Origin of the sequence: Micrococcus sp. GPGPB33 (assembly GCF_037853785.1) — a bacterium.
Classification (GTDB): Bacteria; Actinomycetota; Actinomycetes; order Actinomycetales; family Micrococcaceae; genus Micrococcus; species Micrococcus luteus.
Window position 1 is genome coordinate 2251879 of record NZ_JAQMWO010000002.1, and the last position, 15907, is coordinate 2267785.

At 73.6% G+C, this 15907-nt stretch carries 17 protein-coding genes and 1 other RNA gene; 8 read left to right on the forward strand and 10 right to left on the reverse strand.

Features of this window, described 5'->3' with window-relative positions:
* The first annotated feature begins 20 nt into the window (after positions 1-20).
* On the forward strand, positions 21-326 hold the full coding sequence (locus POD19_RS10660) for an antibiotic biosynthesis monooxygenase family protein (protein ID WP_010078879.1): 306 nt from the start codon (positions 21-23) through the stop codon (positions 324-326).
* On the opposite strand, the gene POD19_RS10665 is transcribed toward POD19_RS10660, so the two are convergent.
* Together POD19_RS10665 and POD19_RS10670 are read right to left on the reverse strand one after the other, a co-directional pair.
* Positions 242-2236 (reverse strand): heavy metal translocating P-type ATPase, encoded by a 1995-nt coding sequence (locus POD19_RS10665; RefSeq protein WP_390895466.1) that lies wholly within the window; start codon positions 2234-2236, stop codon positions 242-244. The genes POD19_RS10660 and POD19_RS10665 overlap by 85 nt on opposite strands.
* Positions 2237-2268: 32 nt before the next feature.
* A complete protein-coding gene (locus POD19_RS10670) occupies positions 2269-2496 on the reverse strand; it encodes a heavy-metal-associated domain-containing protein (RefSeq protein WP_010078881.1) in 228 nt (75 codons plus the stop codon).
* 189 nt (positions 2497-2685) lie between these two features.
* On the opposite strand from POD19_RS10670, the gene POD19_RS10675 reads away from it, so the two are divergent.
* Both POD19_RS10675 and def read left to right on the forward strand, forming a co-directional pair.
* The gene (locus tag POD19_RS10675) at positions 2686-3360 is read left to right on the forward strand and encodes a Crp/Fnr family transcriptional regulator (protein WP_260849637.1); all 675 of its coding nucleotides are present in this window, start codon (positions 2686-2688) and stop codon (positions 3358-3360) included.
* Positions 3361-3455: 95 nt separating this feature from the next.
* Entirely contained in the window at positions 3456-4097 is a 642-nt protein-coding gene (gene def / locus POD19_RS10680; protein ID WP_036312746.1) for a peptide deformylase, read from the forward strand.
* 82 nt (positions 4098-4179) lie between these two features.
* Here the strand turns inward: def and POD19_RS10685 are convergent, their stop codons facing one another.
* Positions 4180-5625 carry a glyceraldehyde-3-phosphate dehydrogenase gene (locus POD19_RS10685; RefSeq protein ID WP_036312749.1) on the reverse strand — a complete coding sequence of 482 codons (1446 nt, stop codon included), beginning with the start codon at positions 5623-5625 and terminating at the stop codon, positions 4180-4182.
* Between the two features lie 144 nt (positions 5626-5769).
* Here POD19_RS10685 and rnpB point away from each other — a divergent pair.
* An RNA gene (rnpB, locus tag POD19_RS10690) (RNase P RNA component class A) lies at positions 5770-6148 on the forward strand.
* Between the two features lie 21 nt (positions 6149-6169).
* Here rnpB and POD19_RS10695 read toward each other — a convergent pair.
* A complete protein-coding gene (locus tag POD19_RS10695) occupies positions 6170-6484 on the reverse strand; it encodes a hypothetical protein (RefSeq protein ID WP_036312752.1) in 315 nt (104 codons plus the stop codon).
* Positions 6485-6582: 98 nt separating this feature from the next.
* On the opposite strand from POD19_RS10695, the gene POD19_RS10700 reads away from it, so the two are divergent.
* A complete protein-coding gene (locus tag POD19_RS10700) occupies positions 6583-7380 on the forward strand; it encodes a YaaA family protein (protein WP_036312755.1) in 798 nt (265 codons plus the stop codon).
* 34 nt (positions 7381-7414) lie between these two features.
* Here the strand turns inward: POD19_RS10700 and POD19_RS10705 are convergent, their stop codons facing one another.
* The 3 genes from POD19_RS10705 to POD19_RS10715 all read right to left on the reverse strand — a co-directional run bounded on the left by POD19_RS10705 (position 7415) and on the right by POD19_RS10715 (position 10167).
* Positions 7415-8425 carry a reverse transcriptase-like protein gene (locus tag POD19_RS10705; protein ID WP_036312758.1) on the reverse strand — a complete coding sequence of 337 codons (1011 nt, stop codon included), beginning with the start codon at positions 8423-8425 and terminating at the stop codon, positions 7415-7417.
* Positions 8426-8506: 81 nt separating this feature from the next.
* Entirely contained in the window at positions 8507-9241 is a 735-nt protein-coding gene (locus tag POD19_RS10710; protein ID WP_036312761.1) for a zinc ribbon domain-containing protein, read from the reverse strand.
* Positions 9238-10167 carry a Nif3-like dinuclear metal center hexameric protein gene (locus tag POD19_RS10715; RefSeq protein WP_036312764.1) on the reverse strand — a complete coding sequence of 310 codons (930 nt, stop codon included), beginning with the start codon at positions 10165-10167 and terminating at the stop codon, positions 9238-9240. The genes POD19_RS10710 and POD19_RS10715 overlap by 4 nt, the downstream gene beginning before the upstream one ends.
* A gap of 113 nt (positions 10168-10280) precedes the next feature.
* Between POD19_RS10715 and msrA the strand changes: the two genes are divergently transcribed.
* From msrA to epsC, 3 genes are all read left to right on the forward strand, one after another.
* Positions 10281-10862, forward strand: coding sequence for a peptide-methionine (S)-S-oxide reductase MsrA (gene msrA, locus POD19_RS10720; RefSeq protein WP_036312770.1), 582 nt, complete (start codon positions 10281-10283; stop codon positions 10860-10862).
* A gap of 85 nt (positions 10863-10947) precedes the next feature.
* A complete protein-coding gene (gene cysK, locus POD19_RS10725; RefSeq protein WP_020624781.1) occupies positions 10948-11883 on the forward strand; it encodes a cysteine synthase A in 936 nt (311 codons plus the stop codon).
* 43 nt (positions 11884-11926) lie between these two features.
* Complete coding sequence (epsC, locus tag POD19_RS10730) at positions 11927-12514, forward strand: serine O-acetyltransferase EpsC (protein WP_020624780.1); 588 nt, start codon at positions 11927-11929, stop codon at positions 12512-12514.
* Positions 12515-12533: 19 nt separating this feature from the next.
* On the opposite strand, the gene gndA is transcribed toward epsC, so the two are convergent.
* The 3 genes from gndA to POD19_RS10745 form a co-directional block, all read right to left on the reverse strand.
* Positions 12534-14096 carry an NADP-dependent phosphogluconate dehydrogenase gene (gene gndA / locus POD19_RS10735; RefSeq protein WP_036312777.1) on the reverse strand — a complete coding sequence of 521 codons (1563 nt, stop codon included), beginning with the start codon at positions 14094-14096 and terminating at the stop codon, positions 12534-12536.
* A gap of 80 nt (positions 14097-14176) precedes the next feature.
* Positions 14177-15091 carry a polyphosphate kinase 2 gene (ppk2, locus tag POD19_RS10740; RefSeq protein WP_010078895.1) on the reverse strand — a complete coding sequence of 305 codons (915 nt, stop codon included), beginning with the start codon at positions 15089-15091 and terminating at the stop codon, positions 14177-14179.
* Positions 15092-15296: 205 nt separating this feature from the next.
* Positions 15297-15797 carry a hypothetical protein gene (locus POD19_RS10745; RefSeq protein WP_036312781.1) on the reverse strand — a complete coding sequence of 167 codons (501 nt, stop codon included), beginning with the start codon at positions 15795-15797 and terminating at the stop codon, positions 15297-15299.
* Between the last annotated feature and the right edge of the window lie 110 nt (positions 15798-15907).

Here is a 15907-nt window from a genome sequence, read left to right on the forward strand (position 1 = left end):
GCCGACGAGGAGGCCAGCCCATGTCCGTCGTGAAGATCAACGCCATCAGCGTCCCCGAGGGCGCCGGCCCGGAACTCGAGAAGCGGTTCGCCGCCCGCAAGCACGCGGTGGACCAGGAGCCGGGCTTCGAGGGCTTCCAGCTGCTCCGGCCCACCGCGGGCGAGGACCGCTACTTCGTGGTCACGACGTGGGCGTCGGAGGAGGACTTCCAGCGCTGGCGGGACGGGCGCATGCCCGCCGCTCACGCCGCCGAGCAGGGCGGCCGCCCGGCGCCGGTCGCCACGGGCGCCGACCTGCTCGAGTTCGAGGTCGTGGACCTGGGCTGACCCGGGCGCCGCAGCAGGCGCATCGCGTTCACGATGACCAGCAGCACGGACGCCTCGTGCACGAGCATGCCGACGGCCATCGTGACGCCGCCGGTGAAGACGCCGGCCAGCAGGGCCGCGACGGTGACGAGGGAGATCGCGATGTTCTGCCGCATCACCCGCACCGTGCGCCGGGCCAGATCGAGCGCCTGCGGCAGCGGCTCGAGCCGGTCGCCCATCAGGGCGATGTCCGCGGTCTCGATGGCCACGCCGGAGCCGGCCGCGCCCATGGCCACGCCGATGTCCGCCGTCGCCAGGGCCGGGGCGTCGTTGACGCCGTCACCGACCATCGCGACGACGCGGCCCTCGGCCTGCAGGGCCTCGATCGCCTCGAGCTTGTCCTGGGGCAGCAGGCCCGCCCGCACGTCGTCGACGCCCACCTGCCGGGCCACGGCCTGCGCGACGCCGGGCTGGTCGCCGGTCAGCATCACGACCTCGCGGACGCCGATCCCGTGCAGCGCCCGGATCATGCCCGCGGCCTCGGGCCGGAGGGTGTCTGCGATGGCGAGGACGCCGAGCGGGATGCCGTCGACGACGACCGCCGCCGGGGTCCGGCCCGCCTCCGCGAGCTCGGCCGCGACGGTCTCGACCCGGTCGGTCGCGGCCGGATCCACGCCGCGCTCGCGCAGCAGCGCCACGTTGCCCACGGCGACGACGCGGCCGTCCACCTCTCCGGTGAGCCCGCGGCCGAGGACGACGTCCACATCCGTGGCCAGCGGGCCGTCCAGCAGGCCGCGGTCCCGGCCCGCCGCGACGACCGGCGCGGCCAGCGGGTGGTCCGAGGCCGCCTCGAGCCGTGCGGCCCAGCGCAGCACCTCGTCCTCGGCCCCGGGCTCGAACGCGACGACGTCTGTCAGCTCGGGGGTGCCCGACGTGAGGGTGCCGGTCTTGTCGACGGCGACGGCGTCGACCTTAGCGGAGCGCTCGAGGAACTCCCCTCCCTTGATGAGCACGCCGTCCTTGGCGCCGCGGCCGATCCCTGCCACGATCGCGACCGGGATGGAGATCACGAGGGCGCCCGGGCAGCCGATGACCAGCAGGGTCAGGGCCAGGGGGACGTCCCGCGTGATCAGGCCGGTAGCGAAGGCCAGCACCATGATCGCCGGGGTGTACCAGCGGGAGAAGCGGTCCATGAACTGCTGGGTCCGCGCACGGGCCTCCTGCGCCGCCTCGACGCGGTGGATGATGCGCGCCAGCGTGGTGTCGGCGCCGACGCCCCGGGCCTGCACCTGCAGCAGGCCGGCCGTGGCGACGGTGCCCGCGTACATGGCGTCACCGTCGGTCTTCTCCGCCGGGATGGACTCGCCCGTGATGGATGCCTCGTCCACGGCGCCGACCCCGGTGAGCACCACGCCGTCCACCGGCACCCGAGCGCCGACCTTGACGAGGACGGTCGCGCCGGGGGCCACCTCGTGGGCAGGCACGGTGCGCTGGGTCCCGTCTGCGTCCACGACGACGGCGGTCTCGGGCGCCGTGGAGACGAGGTCCGCGAGCGCCGAGCGAGTCTGAGACAGGGTCGCGTCCTCGAGGGCGTGGCCGAGGGCGAAGAGGAAGGTCACGGCGGCGGCCTCCCAGAAATTGCCGAGCAGTGACGCGCCGATCGCGGCGGTGGCGACGAGCAGGTCGATGCCGACGGTCTTCACCCGCAGGGCGGCGATCGCGTCGCGCGCGATCGGCAGGCCGGCCACGACGGCGGCGGCGAGCATCAGGCCCGCCGCCACGAGGTGTCCGGTCCCGTGGGCCAGCTGCTCGGGCGCCAGCACGAGCGAGACGGCGATCAGCAGGCCGGCCACCACGGGGCGCCGCCAGCGGCGGGACAACGCGAACCGGGCACGAGGGCGGCCCGGACGTGTGACGGCGGGGGTGGACATGGCGGACTCCGTTCGTCGGGGGCGGGGCGGTGTCAGAAGGCCGACGGCCGGGCGGTGTAGCCGACCTTGGCGACGGCCTCGACGAGGTCCTGGGCAGTGGTGGTCTGCGGGTCGTGGTCGACCTCGATGCGCTGGGTCTCGAAGTGGACCTGCGCGCCGGTCACGCCGGGCAGGGCGTCGAGGGCCTTCTCGATCTTCCGGACGCACGAGGGGCAGCTGAAGCCCTCGGCGCGGAGCAGGGTGTGCGTGGTGGCGGTCATGGTCACTCCTGTGGGTCGTCACCGGCGCGGCCGCCGATGAGGCTGAGCGGACGGGCGGGTGCCCGGTCCGATCCCCGGCCTCCGGGGATGTCACTGACGCTACGAAGGGGACGGCGGGCCCGCCTTGACCGCGGTCAAGCCGCCGTGTGGGAGGCTGATGGCGTGCGTATGGACCTGCCCCTCGCCCCCATGGACGAACCAGAGCCGTGCGCGGCCCGGGTCCCGCTGTTCACCGGGCTGGATCTGGAGCAGCTGCGCCGGGTCTCCGCCCTGGCGCGGCCGCTCGTGCTCGAGGCCGGCGATGCCCTGCACCTGGCCGGTGACCGCACGGACCGCCTGTGCGTCGTGCACAGCGGCCGCCTGGCGCTGACGCTCGGCTCAGCGACCGGCCGGGAACGCGTGGTGCGGATGGTCGAGCCCGGCGACTCCGTGGGCGAGCACGAGTTCCTCACGGGCGAGCCGGCCCGGCACGGGGCGCGCGCCGTGGTCGCGACCCGCCTGTGCACCTTCTCCCACGCCGAGGTCGCCCGACTCCTGGCCGAGCATCCGGGCATCGGGGGACGCGTGATGCGGGCGCTGGCCGTCCGCCTGGCCGAGGCGGAACAACGGCTGGCATGGGAGCGTCAGCCTGTCACCGCGCGGATCGCCGGACATCTGCTCGGCCTGCCGGCCCTCCGGGACGAGGCCGACCTCGTCGTGGTGCTGGCCGCGCCGAAGAAGGACGTCGCCTCGCTGCTGGGCACCACCCCCGAGGCGTTCAGCCGCGGGCTGCGCCGCCTCGCCGACGACGGCCTGATCGCCATCGAGGGCCCGCGGGTGACGCTGCTGAACCCGGATGCGCTGGAGGCCCTTGCCGCGGAATGACCGCCGTCGTCGTGATGTCCCCGGCGGTAGGCTGGGGACTCCCCCCGTCCTCCTACCCACGCAGGCCCGCAGCCCGGGCCGGGAAGCGCAGTGCCATGGCCTCCATCCGTCCCATCACCGTCTACGGCGAGCCCGTGCTGCACAGGCGCGCGGCCGAGGTGGAGGTGATCGACGACGAGATCCGCGAGCTGATCGAGGACATGTACGTCACGCAGGACGCCGCGCACGGCGTGGGCCTGGCCGCCCCGCAGGTCGGGGTCGGGCTGCGGATCTTCACGTGGACGTTCCCGGACTCCGGCGACGCGCCGAACGTGGGCCACGTGATCAACCCCGTGCTGACCCACCTGGACAAGGCGCCGCGGGAGGACCCGCACCCGGACGAGCACACCGAGGGCTGCCTCTCGGTGCCCGGGCTCGGCTTCCCCCTGCAGCGCCCGACCCGCGTGCGCCTGTCCGGCCAGCGCGTGGACGGCGAGATGTTCGAGTTCGAGGCCGAGGGCTGGTTCGCGCGCATCATGCAGCACGAGTACGACCACCTCAACGGCACCCTCTACGTGAACCGGCTCGAGGGCAAGTGGCAGCGGCGCTGGAAGCGCGCGCAGCGGGCCGAGCGCCTGAACGTGCCCGGCGTGACGTGGCTGCCCGGTACCGACGAGGACCCCTTCGGCCATGACGCCGACGACCACGCGGACCACGAGCACGGCCCCGACGGCGACCACGGGGACGACGAGGCCTGAGCCTCGGCTCGAGGTCCGACCCGGTCGGCACACGACGACGGCCCGTCCCCTCCGCGGGGACGGGCCGTCGGTCGTCTGCGGGTCAGGCCTGCGGGAAGGCGGGGACCTGCTGGCCCGCCATCTTCTCCACCACGCGGATCACCTGGTGCGAGTAGCCGTACTCGTTGTCGTACCAGACGTAGAGGATCGCGTTCTTGCCGTCGTTGTTCACGAGGGTCGCCAGGCCGTCCACGACGCCGGCGCGGTCCGAGCCGACGAAGTCGGTGGACACGACCTCCGGGGAGTCCACGTAGCCGACCTGGCCGCGCAGGGGGCCGGTGAGGGACTCCTGCTTCAGGCGGGCGTTGAGCTCCTCCACCGAGGTGGGCTTGGTCAGCTCGAGGTTGAGGATGGCCATGGACACGTCCGGGGTGGGGACGCGGATGGCGTTGCCGGAGAGCTTGCCCTTGAGCTCGGGCAGGGCCTTGGCCACGGCCTTGGCGGCGCCGGTCTCGGTGAGGACCATGTTCATGCCGGCGGCACGGCCACGACGGGCGCCCTTGTGGAAGTTGTCCACGAGGTTCTGGTCGTTGGTGTAGGCGTGCACGGTCTCCACGTGGCCGTGGTCGATGCCGTAGTCGTCCTGGATGACCTTGAGCACCGGGGTGATGCCGTTGGTGGTGCAGGAGGCTGCCGAGACGATCGTGTCCTGGGGCGTGATGTCGTCCGAGTTCACGCCGAACACGATGTTCTTCATCTCGCCCTTGCCCGGGGCGGTCAGCAGAACCTTCGCGGCGCCCTTGGCCTGCAGGTGCTGGGACAGGCCCTCGTCGTCGCGCCAGCGTCCGGTGTTGTCGACGACCAGCGCGTCCTTGATGCCGTAGGAGGTGTAGTCCACCGTGGTCGGGTCGTTCGAGTAGATGACCTGGATCTCGGTGCCGTTGGCGGTGATCACGTCGCGGTCCTCGTCCACCACGATCGTCCCGTCGAACGGGCCGTGGATCGAGTCGCGGCGCAGCAGGGAGGCGCGCTTGATCAGGTCGTCCTCCGAGTTCTTGCGCACGACGACGGCACGCAGGCGCAGCTTGGAGCCACCGCCGGCGTGGTCGAGGAGGATGCGGGCCAGCAGGCGGCCGATGCGACCGAAGCCGTAGAGCACGACGTCCTGGGTCTCGCCCAGGCCCTCACCGGCCTTGCCCTTGACCTCGGCGAGCTCGGCGTCCAGGAAGGCCTGGACGTCCTGCCCCGAGGCCTTCTGCTTGGCGGCCAGCTCGGCCAGGTCGACGGTGGCGGCGCCCAGGTCCATCGCAGCCATCGCCTCGACCAGGGGGTAGGTGGACTCGACGCTCAGCGGGGCCTCCTGCACGCGGCGGGCGTAGCGGTGGGCCTTGATGATGTCGATCACGCCGCGGTTCACGAGGGAGCGCCCGTAGATCGAGGTGACCACGTTGTGCTCGCGGTACAGGGTGCCCAGCAGGGGGACCATCTTCTCCGCGAGCTTCTGCTGCGTGTTCCACTCAGGGGTCTGGGTCGAGGCGGTGTCTGCCACGGGAGTCCTTCCTTGAAACCTGGCGGGGCCGTCCTGGGCAGGCCCCATCCCCCGACCTCGTTGTCGGCGGACGCCTCCATTCTAAGTGAGGACACGTCCGGAGCGCCCCCGCGGCCTCGGCGGGGCGTAGACTGGTCGGTCGGGACGGATCGGCGGACGGCCGCGTGCCCCTGCGGGGGTGCGAGGAAAGTCCGGGCACCGCAGAGCAGGATGGTGGACAACATCCACCCGGGGCGACCCGCGGGCCAGTGCCACAGAGAGAAGACCGCCTCCGCGCCGCTGGCGCGGCGGTAAGGGTGAAAGGGTGGTGTAAGAGACCACCAGCGGCCCCGGTGACGGGGCCGGCTCGGTAAACCCCATCCGGTGCAAGGCCGAACAGGACGCGTCACGAGGGCTGCTCGCCCCAGCGTCCGGGTTGGCCGCTCGAGCCCGTCAGCGATGGCGGGCCCAGATGGATGGCCGTCACCTCGCGCGGGGCAACGCGCGCGAGGCACAGAACCCGGCTTACAGCCGGTCCGTCCCGCCTCACGGCCCCCGGCGAGGGTCAGAACCCCTCGTCGTCGAGGATCCGCTCGAACTCGAGCTCCACCACGTGCTCGCGCTCCCGCTTGTCCAGCAGGCGGTACCCGTACGACTCGCCGATCGAGACGACCTTCGCCAGGCTCGGGCGTCGCCGGTCCCGCGGCCATTCGAGCGTCACGCGGTCCTGCCCCGTGAAGGTGCGCTCCCGCAGGCGCTGCTCCAGAGCGGAGGCGTGCGTGCGCTCCCGCCCACTGGAGCGGATCCCGAGCCACACGGCGGCCGCGATCACGAGCAGGACGAACGGGTACACCACGCCGAACACGTTCATGGCGGTCATCGGGCGACTCCTGGGATGCGGGGCGGCTGTGCGGACCCCACCACTGTGCCAGGTCCGGACGACGACGTCGGCCCGGGGCGCCTGGCTAGGCTGGCCCGGTGCTGATCCTGCTGCCGCCCTCCGAGGGCAAGACCGCGCCCCGCTCCGGGGCCCCGCTCGACCTCGATGCCCTCGCGTTGGCCGATGACGCCGCGGTGACGGGCGCCCGCGCGGACCTGCTCACGCGGCTCGCCGCGGTCTCGGCCGCCCCGGATGCCCTGGCGGCTCTCGGCGTCGGGGCGTCGCTCACCGGCGAGGTCGAGGCGAACACGCGCCTGGCCTCGGCCCCTGCCGCGCCCGGTCACCGGGTGTTCACGGGCGTGCTCTTCGATGCGCTCGACCACGCCTCCCTGTCCGCGGCGGCGAAGCGCCGCGCCCGCGCGTCCGTGCTGGTCTTCTCCGCGCTGTTCGGCGCCACCGCGCTGGCGGACCGGATCCCCGCCTTCCGGCTGCCCGTCAGCGCGAAGCTGCCCGGGCTGCCCGGGCTGGCCGCGCACTGGCGCCCCGTCCTGACCCCCGCCCTCGACGCGCTCGCCGCACGGGACGGCGGGCCCGTCGTCGACTGCCGCTCCGGCGGCTATGCGGCCCAGTGGCGGGCACCGGCGGAGCGGACCCTCGCAGTGGACGTGTTCCAGCTGCGCGACGGCCAGCGTACGGTCGTCTCGCACTTCGCCAAGCACACCCGCGGCCTCGTGGCCCGCGCGCTCCTGGAGGCGGGGGCGCGGGAGACCTCGACGCTGGACCGCGTGGCGGACGTGGTCGCGCGGGCCGGGGACGGCCACGGCTGGGAGGTCGAGCTGGCCCGGCCGTCCGGCGCGAAGCCCGGCGCGCTGCGGGTGATCCTGCCCGAGGGGTGACCCCGGGCGAGGCGCGGTCTGCCCGGACGCGGCCTCAGTCCTCGACGGCCACCAGCTCCACCTCGAAGCCGTCCGCGGTCTCGAGGTAGGCGGCGTAGTGGTCCGCTCCCCCGGCGTGCGGGTGGCGGTCCTCGAAGAGCAGGCGGAACCCCCGGTCGCGCGCGGCGGCGGTGAGCTCGTCCACGCGGGCGCGCGATCCGGCCCGGAAGGCCAGGTGGTTCAGGCCCGGGCGGGTGCGCTCGTGGGCGCCCGCGGCGACGTCGGGCCCGGCCTCGAGCACGAGGTACTCCCCCGCCCCCTGGTACGTCCGGCCCTCGGCCCACCCCTCGCCCGGCACGTAGCCGAGCTCGCCGAACAGCCAGCCGAGGCTCGCCTCGGCCGCCGCGAGGTCGGCGACCCAGATCTCCACGTGGTGCAGCCGGCCCGTGGGCGCGGGCGCCGGGGTCGCACCCTCCGGCGAGGCGACGGCGTCGGGCCCGTCCGCCTCCACGGCCCGGACGTCCGCGTCCGCGTCGAGGCCGGACCCGGCCACCGCCGATGCGGGGGTCGTGGACGCCTCCGCGGCGGTCGACCCCGCGGCCGCGGGGGCCGCGACCGGCACCTCGGACGCGCCCGCGTCCCATTGGCCGCCCCGCGCGCCGGCGTCCATGGCCTCGTTGGAGAGGCGGTCGGCGTCCTTGTTCCGGTTGCGCGGGATCCATTCGTAGGTGACGCGCTCGGGGGGCAACACGGACCGGGCCTCGGCCGCGAGGCGCCGCATGTCCTCGTGCTTGATCTTCCACCGCCCGGACATCTGCTCCACCACGAGCTTGGAGTCCATCAGCACGTGCACCCGCGCCTCGGGGTCGAGGTCCCGGGCCATCCGCAGCCCGGCCACGAGCCCGGAGTACTCGGCCACGTTGTTCGACGCCTTCCCCAGCGGGGCGGCGTCGGTCCGGAGGATCTCGCCCGTGGCCGGGTCGCGCACCAGGGCACCATAGCCGGCGACGCCGGGGTTGCCCCGCGACCCGCCGTCGGCCTCCACCTGCAGGACTCGTCCGCTCACCGTGCGCCTCCTCGTGTCCGTGGTCGCGCCGTCCGACGCGGCCCCCCACTCTACTGATCGCGCCGGGGGCGGGGCCCGGGGTCAGTCCCGGATGAGGATGGCGCCGGACTCGGGGCAACGGGCGACGGCGGCCGGCGGGAGGGCCCGGATGCGCGCGACCTCCGCGGGCGACAGCTCCGTGCCCGCGGCCGCGGACCGGTTCCCGACGAGCCGGGCCGCGCCGATGCCGCCGTTGCGCTCCCGCGCCTGCTCGTACAGGGCCAGCAACGACGCGGGGAACTCCGCGGCCAACGCCGCCCGGCGCTGGATGAGGTCCCGGCCACGCTGGGTCACGGCCTGCCCCACGCGGCGCACCTCCGCCGCGCGGGCCTCGACCTCGTCCCGCGCCTGCTCCAGAGCAGCCTGGCCCTTCACGAGCCGGGACTCGGCGGCGTCGGCGGCCTCCATGGCCTCGAGGGCCGCGGCCTCGTGATCATCGAGCAGCGCGGTGAGCGTATCGTCCTCGTGCTGCATGGCCTGCAGCTCCTTGGACCCGCCCTGGCCCGCTTCGAGCCGCTCTCGGGTCCGGTCCCGACGGGCGCGGGTGGCGGCGGCCCTCTCGGTGGCCTCGGCCCCCGCCCGGTCGGCGGTGCGGGCGGCGTCCTGCAGACCGGGCAGCGCCTCCTCGAACTCCTGCGCACGGGCGCGCAGCCGGGCGTGCTCCGGGTCCGCCTTGAGCCGACGGACGGCGGCGCGGGCCTGATCCAGGGCCGTGTCGAGCTCCTGCAGCTCCAGCAGCCGGGCTTGGACCGCCGGCGGTGCGGTGACCTCACTCACGCGTGACTCCCCTCGTCGGCCCGCTCTCCCCCGACCAGGAAGTCCCAGGGGTCGCTGCGGTGATCTGAGAACAGGGTGGTGACGCCCAGTCCCCGCTCCGCCAGGGCAGCCTCCAGGGCGCGGGCGCCGTGCTCGAGCCACAGGGACTCGCTCGCCCAGTGCGAGACGTCCACGAGCGCAGGACGCCCCTCCCCCGTCGCGGCCGTCTCCCGGGCCTCCGAGGCCGGGTGGTGGCGCAGATCGGCGGTCACGTAGACGTCCGCACCGGACGCGCGGACCGCGTCGAAGAGGCTGTCTCCGGCACCGCCGCACACGGCGACGCGGCGGATGCGCTGGGCGGGGTCGCCCGCCACGCGCACGCCGCCGGCCGTGGCGGGCAGCGCCGCGTGCACGGCCCGGGCGAAGGCGGCCAGGTCGGTCTCCTCGGGCAGGTCGCCCACCCGGCCGATGCCTTCGGCCCCGGTGCCGGCGGCGGAGGCCGTCAGGGGCGAGAGCGCTCCGGTGACGCCGACGGCACGGGCCAGCACGTCCGAGACGCCGTCCACGACGACGTCGGCGTTGGTGTGCGCGGCCAGCAGGGCGATGCGGTGCTCGATCAGGGTGTGCAGCAGGCGGCCCTTCGCGGCGGCGGCGTGTCCGACGGCGGCGACGGACGAGGTCCCGCGCAGCAGGAGCGGGTGGTGGGTGACCACGAGGTCGGCCCCGCGGGCGACGGCCTCGTCGGCCACGGCCTGCACGGGATCCAGCGCCCACAGGACGGTCCGCACCGGGGCCTCCGGGCGCCCGGCCACCGGCCCGACGGCGTCCCACGGCTCCGCCAGCTCCCGCGGCCACAGCCCCTGGACGACCTCGAGGACCTGCCCGAGCGTCGGCGGGGCCAGGGCATGCACCGGCGAGACGGGGACGGTGGGACGGGACACGGTCATACCGGCCATGATGGCCCACCCGGCCCGGGCACGCACGACCCGGCGGCCCTGGGTGAGGGCACGGCGCGGCGCCGTCGGGAATGAAAAGCGCGGGCCGCGTTGCTGTGCCTGCCATGACCGACTCCCCCCGTACCGAGCCCCTCGGCGCCTCCGACGCGCCCGCCGACGTCCGCGAGCTGACGCTCGCCGGCGGCTGCTTCTGGTGCCTCGACGCCGTCTACCGTCGCGTGCGGGGCGTGCTCGCCGTCGAGTCCGGCTACACCGGAGGCGACGACCCCGCCCCGAGCTACGAGTCCGTGTGCACCGGGACCACCGGCCACGCCGAAGCGGTCCGCGTGCGCTTCGACGCCGCCGTCGTGCCGCCCGAGGTGATCATGGATCTGTTCTTCACCGGCCACGACCCCACGTCGTTGAACCGCCAGGGGGCCGACGTCGGCACCCAGTACCGATCGGCCGTCTTCGCCCACGACGAGGCCGAGGCCCGGTTCTTCGCGGACGAGATCGCCCGGGCGCAGGCGAACTATGACAGCCCCATCGTCACACGCGTCGAGCCGGCGTCCGCGTGGCACCCGGCCGAGGACATTCACCAGGACTTCTATGCGCGGCGCCGTTCCAACGGATACTGCCGTGTGGTCATCGATCCGAAGCTCGCGAAGGTGCGCCGGAACTACTCCGCGTGGCTCGTGGACGCCTGAGCGGCGCCGCGGCTCGATAGCCTGACGCAGGAACACCCACTAGATCGCCCGCGCCCCGAGGCGCACCACCACCGGAGGTATCACCATGGCCCGCATCCTTGACGACATCACCCAGGCGGTCGGCAACACGCCCCTGGTCCGGCTGAACCGCCTCGCGCAGGACCTGCCCGGCGACGTCGCCGTGAAGGTCGAGTTCTACAACCCGGCCAACTCGGTGAAGGACCGCATCGGCACCGCCATCGTCGACGCCGCGGAGGCGGCCGGCGAGCTGACCCCCGGCGGCACCATCGTGGAGGGCACCTCCGGCAACACCGGCATCGCCCTGGCCATGGTCGGCGCGGCGCGCGGCTACCGCGTGATCCTGACCATGCCTGAGACCATGTCCACCGAGCGCCGCGTGATGCTCAAGGCGTTCGGCGCCGAGATCGTGCTGACCCCCGGTGCAGACGGCATGCGCGGCGCCCTCGAGCGCGCCCAGGAGATCGTCCGCAGCACCCCGAACTCCATCTGGGCCCAGCAGTTCGCGAACCAGGCCAACGTCCAGGCCCACTACACGGGCACCGGCCCGGAGATCTGGGACGCGTCCGAGGGCGCCGTGGACGTGTTCATCGCCGGCGTCGGCACCGGCGGCACCATCACGGGCGCGGGCCGGTACCTGCGCGAGCAGAAGCCGGACGTGAAGCTCATCGCCGTCGAGCCGGCCGACTCCCCCATCCTCTCCGGTGGCCAGGCCGGCCCGCACAAGATCCAGGGCATCGGCGCGAACTTCGTGCCCGAGATCCTCGACACCGACCTCTACGACGAGGTCTACCCGGCCACCTTCGAGGAGTCCATCGAGACCGCCCGTCGGCTCGGGACCGAGGAGGGCATCCTCGGCGGCATCTCCACCGGCGCGATCATCTCGGCCGCCCTCAAGGAGGCCGCCAAGCCCGAGTCCGAGGGCAAGCTGATCGTCGCCATCGTGTGTGACTTCGGCGAGCGCTACATCTCCACCGCCCTCTTCGAGGACATCCGCGGCTGACCGCCGCCCGCTCACCGACCGCACCGACCCGAAGGGGCCGCCCGTGGGACTGTTCTCCCGCATCAAGGAAGACATCGCGACCGTCCGCAGCCATGACCCGGCGGCGCGCGGTGACCTCGAGGTGGCCCTCGTCTACTCGGGTCTGCACGCCGTGTGGGCGCACCGCGTCGCGCACCGGATGTGGCGGCACGACCGGCTGAAGATGCCCGCCCGCGTGCTCTCGCAGGTCACGCGCGCGGCCACGGGCATCGAGATCCACCCCGGCGCCTCGATCGGTCGCCGGTTCTTCATCGACCACGGCATGGGCGTCGTGATCGGCGAGACCGCGGAGATCGGCGACGACGTGATGCTGTACCACGGGGTCACCCTCGGCGGCCGCTCCCTGGCCAAGGTGAAGCGGCACCCCACGCTGCGCGACGGCGTCGTGGTGGGGGCCGGCGCCAAGATCCTCGGGCCCGTCGAGATCGGGGAGGGGACGGCGGTGGGCGCCAACGCCGTCGTCGTGAAGGACACCCCCGCCGACGCGATCGCCACCGGCGTGCCGGCCACCGTCCGCCCGCGCAAGGGCCCGGCCGAGGGCAAGCCGCTCGTGGACCCCGCGGAGTACGTGGACCCGGCCCTCTGGATCTGAGGGCCGGGCCCCCGCCGGGTCAGTCCTGCGTGGGGTCGCCCTCGGTCGGCTGCGGCATGACCACGGGCACGCCCTCGCCGTCGACCTCGGTGCGGTCACCGGACCACAGCGTGTGGAACGAGCCCTCGCGGTCGACGCGCAGGTAGGTGTGGGCGCCGAAGTAGTCGCGCTGGCCCTGCACGAGGGCGGCCGGCAGGCGGTCGGCCCGCAGGCCGTCGTAGTACGCCAGGGCCGAGGAGAACACCGGGACCGGCACGCCCGCGGCGACGGCGGTGCCCACCACGCGGCGCCAGGCCGGCAGGGCCTCGGCGATCGCCTGGGCGAACTCGGGAGCGAAGAGCAGGTTGAGCGGCTGCCCGGGGGCACGCGTGCCCGGCGCCGGGTGGCGGGAGGTGTCGCGGCCGCCGAAGGCCTGCATGATCACGTCGAGCAGGTCGGCGCGGATGATGCAGCCGTCCCGCCACAACGAGGCGATGGTCCCCAGGTCCAGCGACCAGCCGTACTCCTCGGCGGCGGCGGCGAGCATGTCCATGCCCTGCGCGTAGGCCACGAGCTTGGAGGCGAACAGCGCCTGGCGCACGTCCTCCACGAACGCGTCCGTGTCCTGCGGGACGCGCTGCGCCTCCTCGTCGACGCCGGCCGCGAGGGTCTCACGGGCGGCCTCGCGCACCGCGCGCTGGGAGGACAGCGAGCGGGCAAAGACGGACTCGGCGATCGCGGCCACCGGGGAGCCGACGTCGAGACCCGAGATCGCGGTCCAGCGGCCGGTGCCCTTCTGGCCGGCCTCGTCCACGATCACGTCCACGAGCGGGCGGCCCGTGGCCGCGTCCACCTGGGCGAGCACCTCGGCCGTGATCTCGATGAGGTAGGAGGCCAGGTCGGTCTGGTTCCACGCCGTGAAGACCTCGGCCTGCTCGGCGGGCTCGAGGCCGCCCACGCGACGCAGCAGGTCGTAGGCCTCGCCGATGACCTGCATGTCCGCGTACTCGATGCCGTTGTGGACCATCTTCACGTAGTGGCCGGCGCCGTCCGTGCCGACCCAGGCGCAGCACGGCTCCCCCTCGAACTGCGCGGAGATCTTCTCGAGCATCGGACCGAGGGCCTCGTAGGACTTCTCCGGACCGCCGGGCATGATCGCCGGACCGTGCAGGGCACCCTCCTCGCCGCCGGAGACACCGACGCCCACGAAGTGCAGGCCCTTCTCGGCGAGGGCCGCCTCGCGGCGGCGGGTGTCCTCGTAATGGGAGTTGCCGGCGTCGATGACGATGTCGCCCTCGTCCAGCAGGGGGACGAGCTGGTCGATGACGGCGTCCACGGGGGCGCCCGCCTTGACCATGATGAGCACCCGGCGCGGCACGGCGAGGGACTGCACGAGCTCGGCGAGCGTCTCCGTCGCCACGAACGCACCCTCGTCACCGTGCTCGGCCACGAGCTGGTCCGTGCGGGCCCGGCTGCGGTTGTGCAGGGCCACCGTGTAGCCGTGGCGGGCGAAGTTGCGGGCGAGGTTCGCGCCCATCACCGCCAGGCCCGTGACGCCGATGTCGGCGGCGCCGACGGGGACGGTGGTGGTCTGCTCGGTCATCGCGGGTGGCCTCCTGTGGCTCGGACGGTGGGACGGGCCGTGCCGGACACGGACCCGCCCCCAGCCTACGTCGACCGCGGTCAGTCCCCCACGGCGTCGCGGCCGCGGCGCACGATCAGCGGGTCCGGGGTGCCGACGACCTCGTGGTCCTTGCCCTCGTACTCGAACTGGGACAGGAAGTAGCGCATCGCGTTGAGGCGGGCCCGCTTCTTGTCGTTGGAGCGGATGGAGATCCACGGGGCGTGGTCCGTGTCCGTGTGGAGGAACATGGCCTCCTTGGCCTCCGTGTACGCCTCCCAACGGTCCAGGGACTCGAGGTCCATGGGCGAGAGCTTCCACTGGCGGACCGGGTCGATCTGGCGGATCGCGAAGCGCGTGCGCTGCTCGGTCTGTGTCACGGAGAACCAGAACTTGGTGAGGTGGATGCCGTCGTCCACGAGCATCTTCTCGAACAGCGGCACCTGGTTCATGAAGCGGCGGTACTGCTCGTCCGTGGCGAAGCCCATCACGCGCTCGACGCCGGCGCGGTTGTACCACGATCGGTCGAACAGCACGATCTCGCCCGCCGTGGGGAAGTGCTGGATGTAGCGCTGGAAGTACCACTGGCCGAGCTCGCGGTCCGAGGGCTTGTTGAGGGCCACGACGCGGGCGGTGCGGGGGTTCAGGTGCTCGGTGAAGCGCTTGATGGTGCCGCCCTTGCCGGCGGCGTCGCGGCCCTCGAAGACGATGATGTGGCGCTGGCCGGTGTCCTCGCCCCAGTACTGCAGCTTGAGCAGTTCGATCTGCAGGCGGTACTTCTCCAGCTCGTACTCCTCGCGCGTCATGCGCGTCTCGTACGGGTAGTCCTCCCTCCACGTCTCCACGGCACGGCCCTGCGGATCGATCAGGTCGGGATCGTTGGTGTGGCCGTCCGAGACGGTGTAGCCGCCGTCGCGCAGCTTGTCGATGAACTCGCGGAGGTTCTCGCGGGGGGCGTCGGGCTGCAGCAGCTCCATGGACCGTCTCCTTCACTGGGTGCGTCACCGTGCCCGTCCGTCCCCCTCCTCGGTACGACGGCGGCGGGCCGCGGCCTGTGCTCTGTCCACCATTATGGGCGGGCGGCGGACGAGGAAGCCGGGCCCGGCAGCGCAGCCGCGTGAACAGCAGGTGAACCCTGGGAGGCGAACGGTCGCGGCCCCGGGCCGACGAGTGTCGGCCTGCTCAGCCGCGCGGGCCGACGCCCAGGAGCTCGTCGATCGCCGCGACGGCGGCACGCGCCGCGTCGACGTCGGCGAACTGCGCGACGGCGTCGTCGTACCGGCGGTGCCCGGGAAGCTTGAGGCCGACGGAGGCGCCGTCCGTGGCGGGGAGGATCCAGATCCGGCCGCGCGGCTCGACGTCGCGCTGCTCGGCCACGTCGGCCTCCTCGAACTCGCGGTCGTAGCCGGCCCACTCGATACCGGGCCGCGGGGTGTCGGCACCGTCGAGGACGTCACGGCCGCCCATGCGCAGACAGGTGACGGACTGCAGGAGCGCGTCCAGGGTGCGGGCGGCGGCCTTGCCGGCCAGCTCGTCCTGGAAGAGGGCGAGGATGGACCATTGCCCGTCCTGGAGGAAGAGCATGGTCTGCTGCGCCTCGCCCCCGGTGATGACGGCGAGGTGACGGGCGGCGCCGTCGGGACGTGCGGGCAGCTTCCAGAAGCCGAGGGGGGTCGCGGACATGCGCTCCACCCTAGTGCGCCCCGGACGCCGACGACGCGCCGCCGCCCGGCCCCTGCCCCGCATCCCGGGTTGAGTTGTCGCGGGTGCGCGGGCCCGTCACCCGCGACAAC

What these genes read in the sequence shown, in the direction of transcription:
- POD19_RS10670 (WP_010078881.1), bottom strand. Translation starts at nt 2,496, where the DNA reads ATGACCGCCACCACGCACACCCTGCTCCGCGCCGAGGGCTTCAGCTGC.
- gndA (WP_036312777.1), bottom strand. Translation starts at nt 14,096, where the DNA reads ATGACCGAGCAGACCACCACCGTCCCCGTCGGCGCCGCCGACATCGGC.
- POD19_RS10665 (WP_390895466.1), bottom strand. Translation starts at nt 2,236, where the DNA reads ATGTCCACCCCCGCCGTCACACGTCCGGGCCGCCCTCGTGCCCGGTTC.
- POD19_RS10715 (WP_036312764.1), bottom strand. Translation starts at nt 10,167, where the DNA reads ATGACCGTGTCCCGTCCCACCGTCCCCGTCTCGCCGGTGCATGCCCTG.
- POD19_RS10675 (WP_260849637.1), top strand. Translation starts at nt 2,686, where the DNA reads ATGGACGAACCAGAGCCGTGCGCGGCCCGGGTCCCGCTGTTCACCGGG.
- msrA (WP_036312770.1), top strand. Translation starts at nt 10,281, where the DNA reads ATGACCGACTCCCCCCGTACCGAGCCCCTCGGCGCCTCCGACGCGCCC.
- POD19_RS10695 (WP_036312752.1), bottom strand. Translation starts at nt 6,484, where the DNA reads ATGACCGCCATGAACGTGTTCGGCGTGGTGTACCCGTTCGTCCTGCTC.
- POD19_RS10745 (WP_036312781.1), bottom strand. Translation starts at nt 15,797, where the DNA reads ATGTCCGCGACCCCCCTCGGCTTCTGGAAGCTGCCCGCACGTCCCGAC.
- cysK (WP_020624781.1), top strand. Translation starts at nt 10,948, where the DNA reads ATGGCCCGCATCCTTGACGACATCACCCAGGCGGTCGGCAACACGCCC.
- ppk2 (WP_010078895.1), bottom strand. Translation starts at nt 15,091, where the DNA reads ATGGAGCTGCTGCAGCCCGACGCCCCCCGCGAGAACCTCCGCGAGTTC.
- POD19_RS10660 (WP_010078879.1), top strand. Translation starts at nt 21, where the DNA reads ATGTCCGTCGTGAAGATCAACGCCATCAGCGTCCCCGAGGGCGCCGGC.
- def (WP_036312746.1), top strand. Translation starts at nt 3,456, where the DNA reads ATGGCCTCCATCCGTCCCATCACCGTCTACGGCGAGCCCGTGCTGCAC.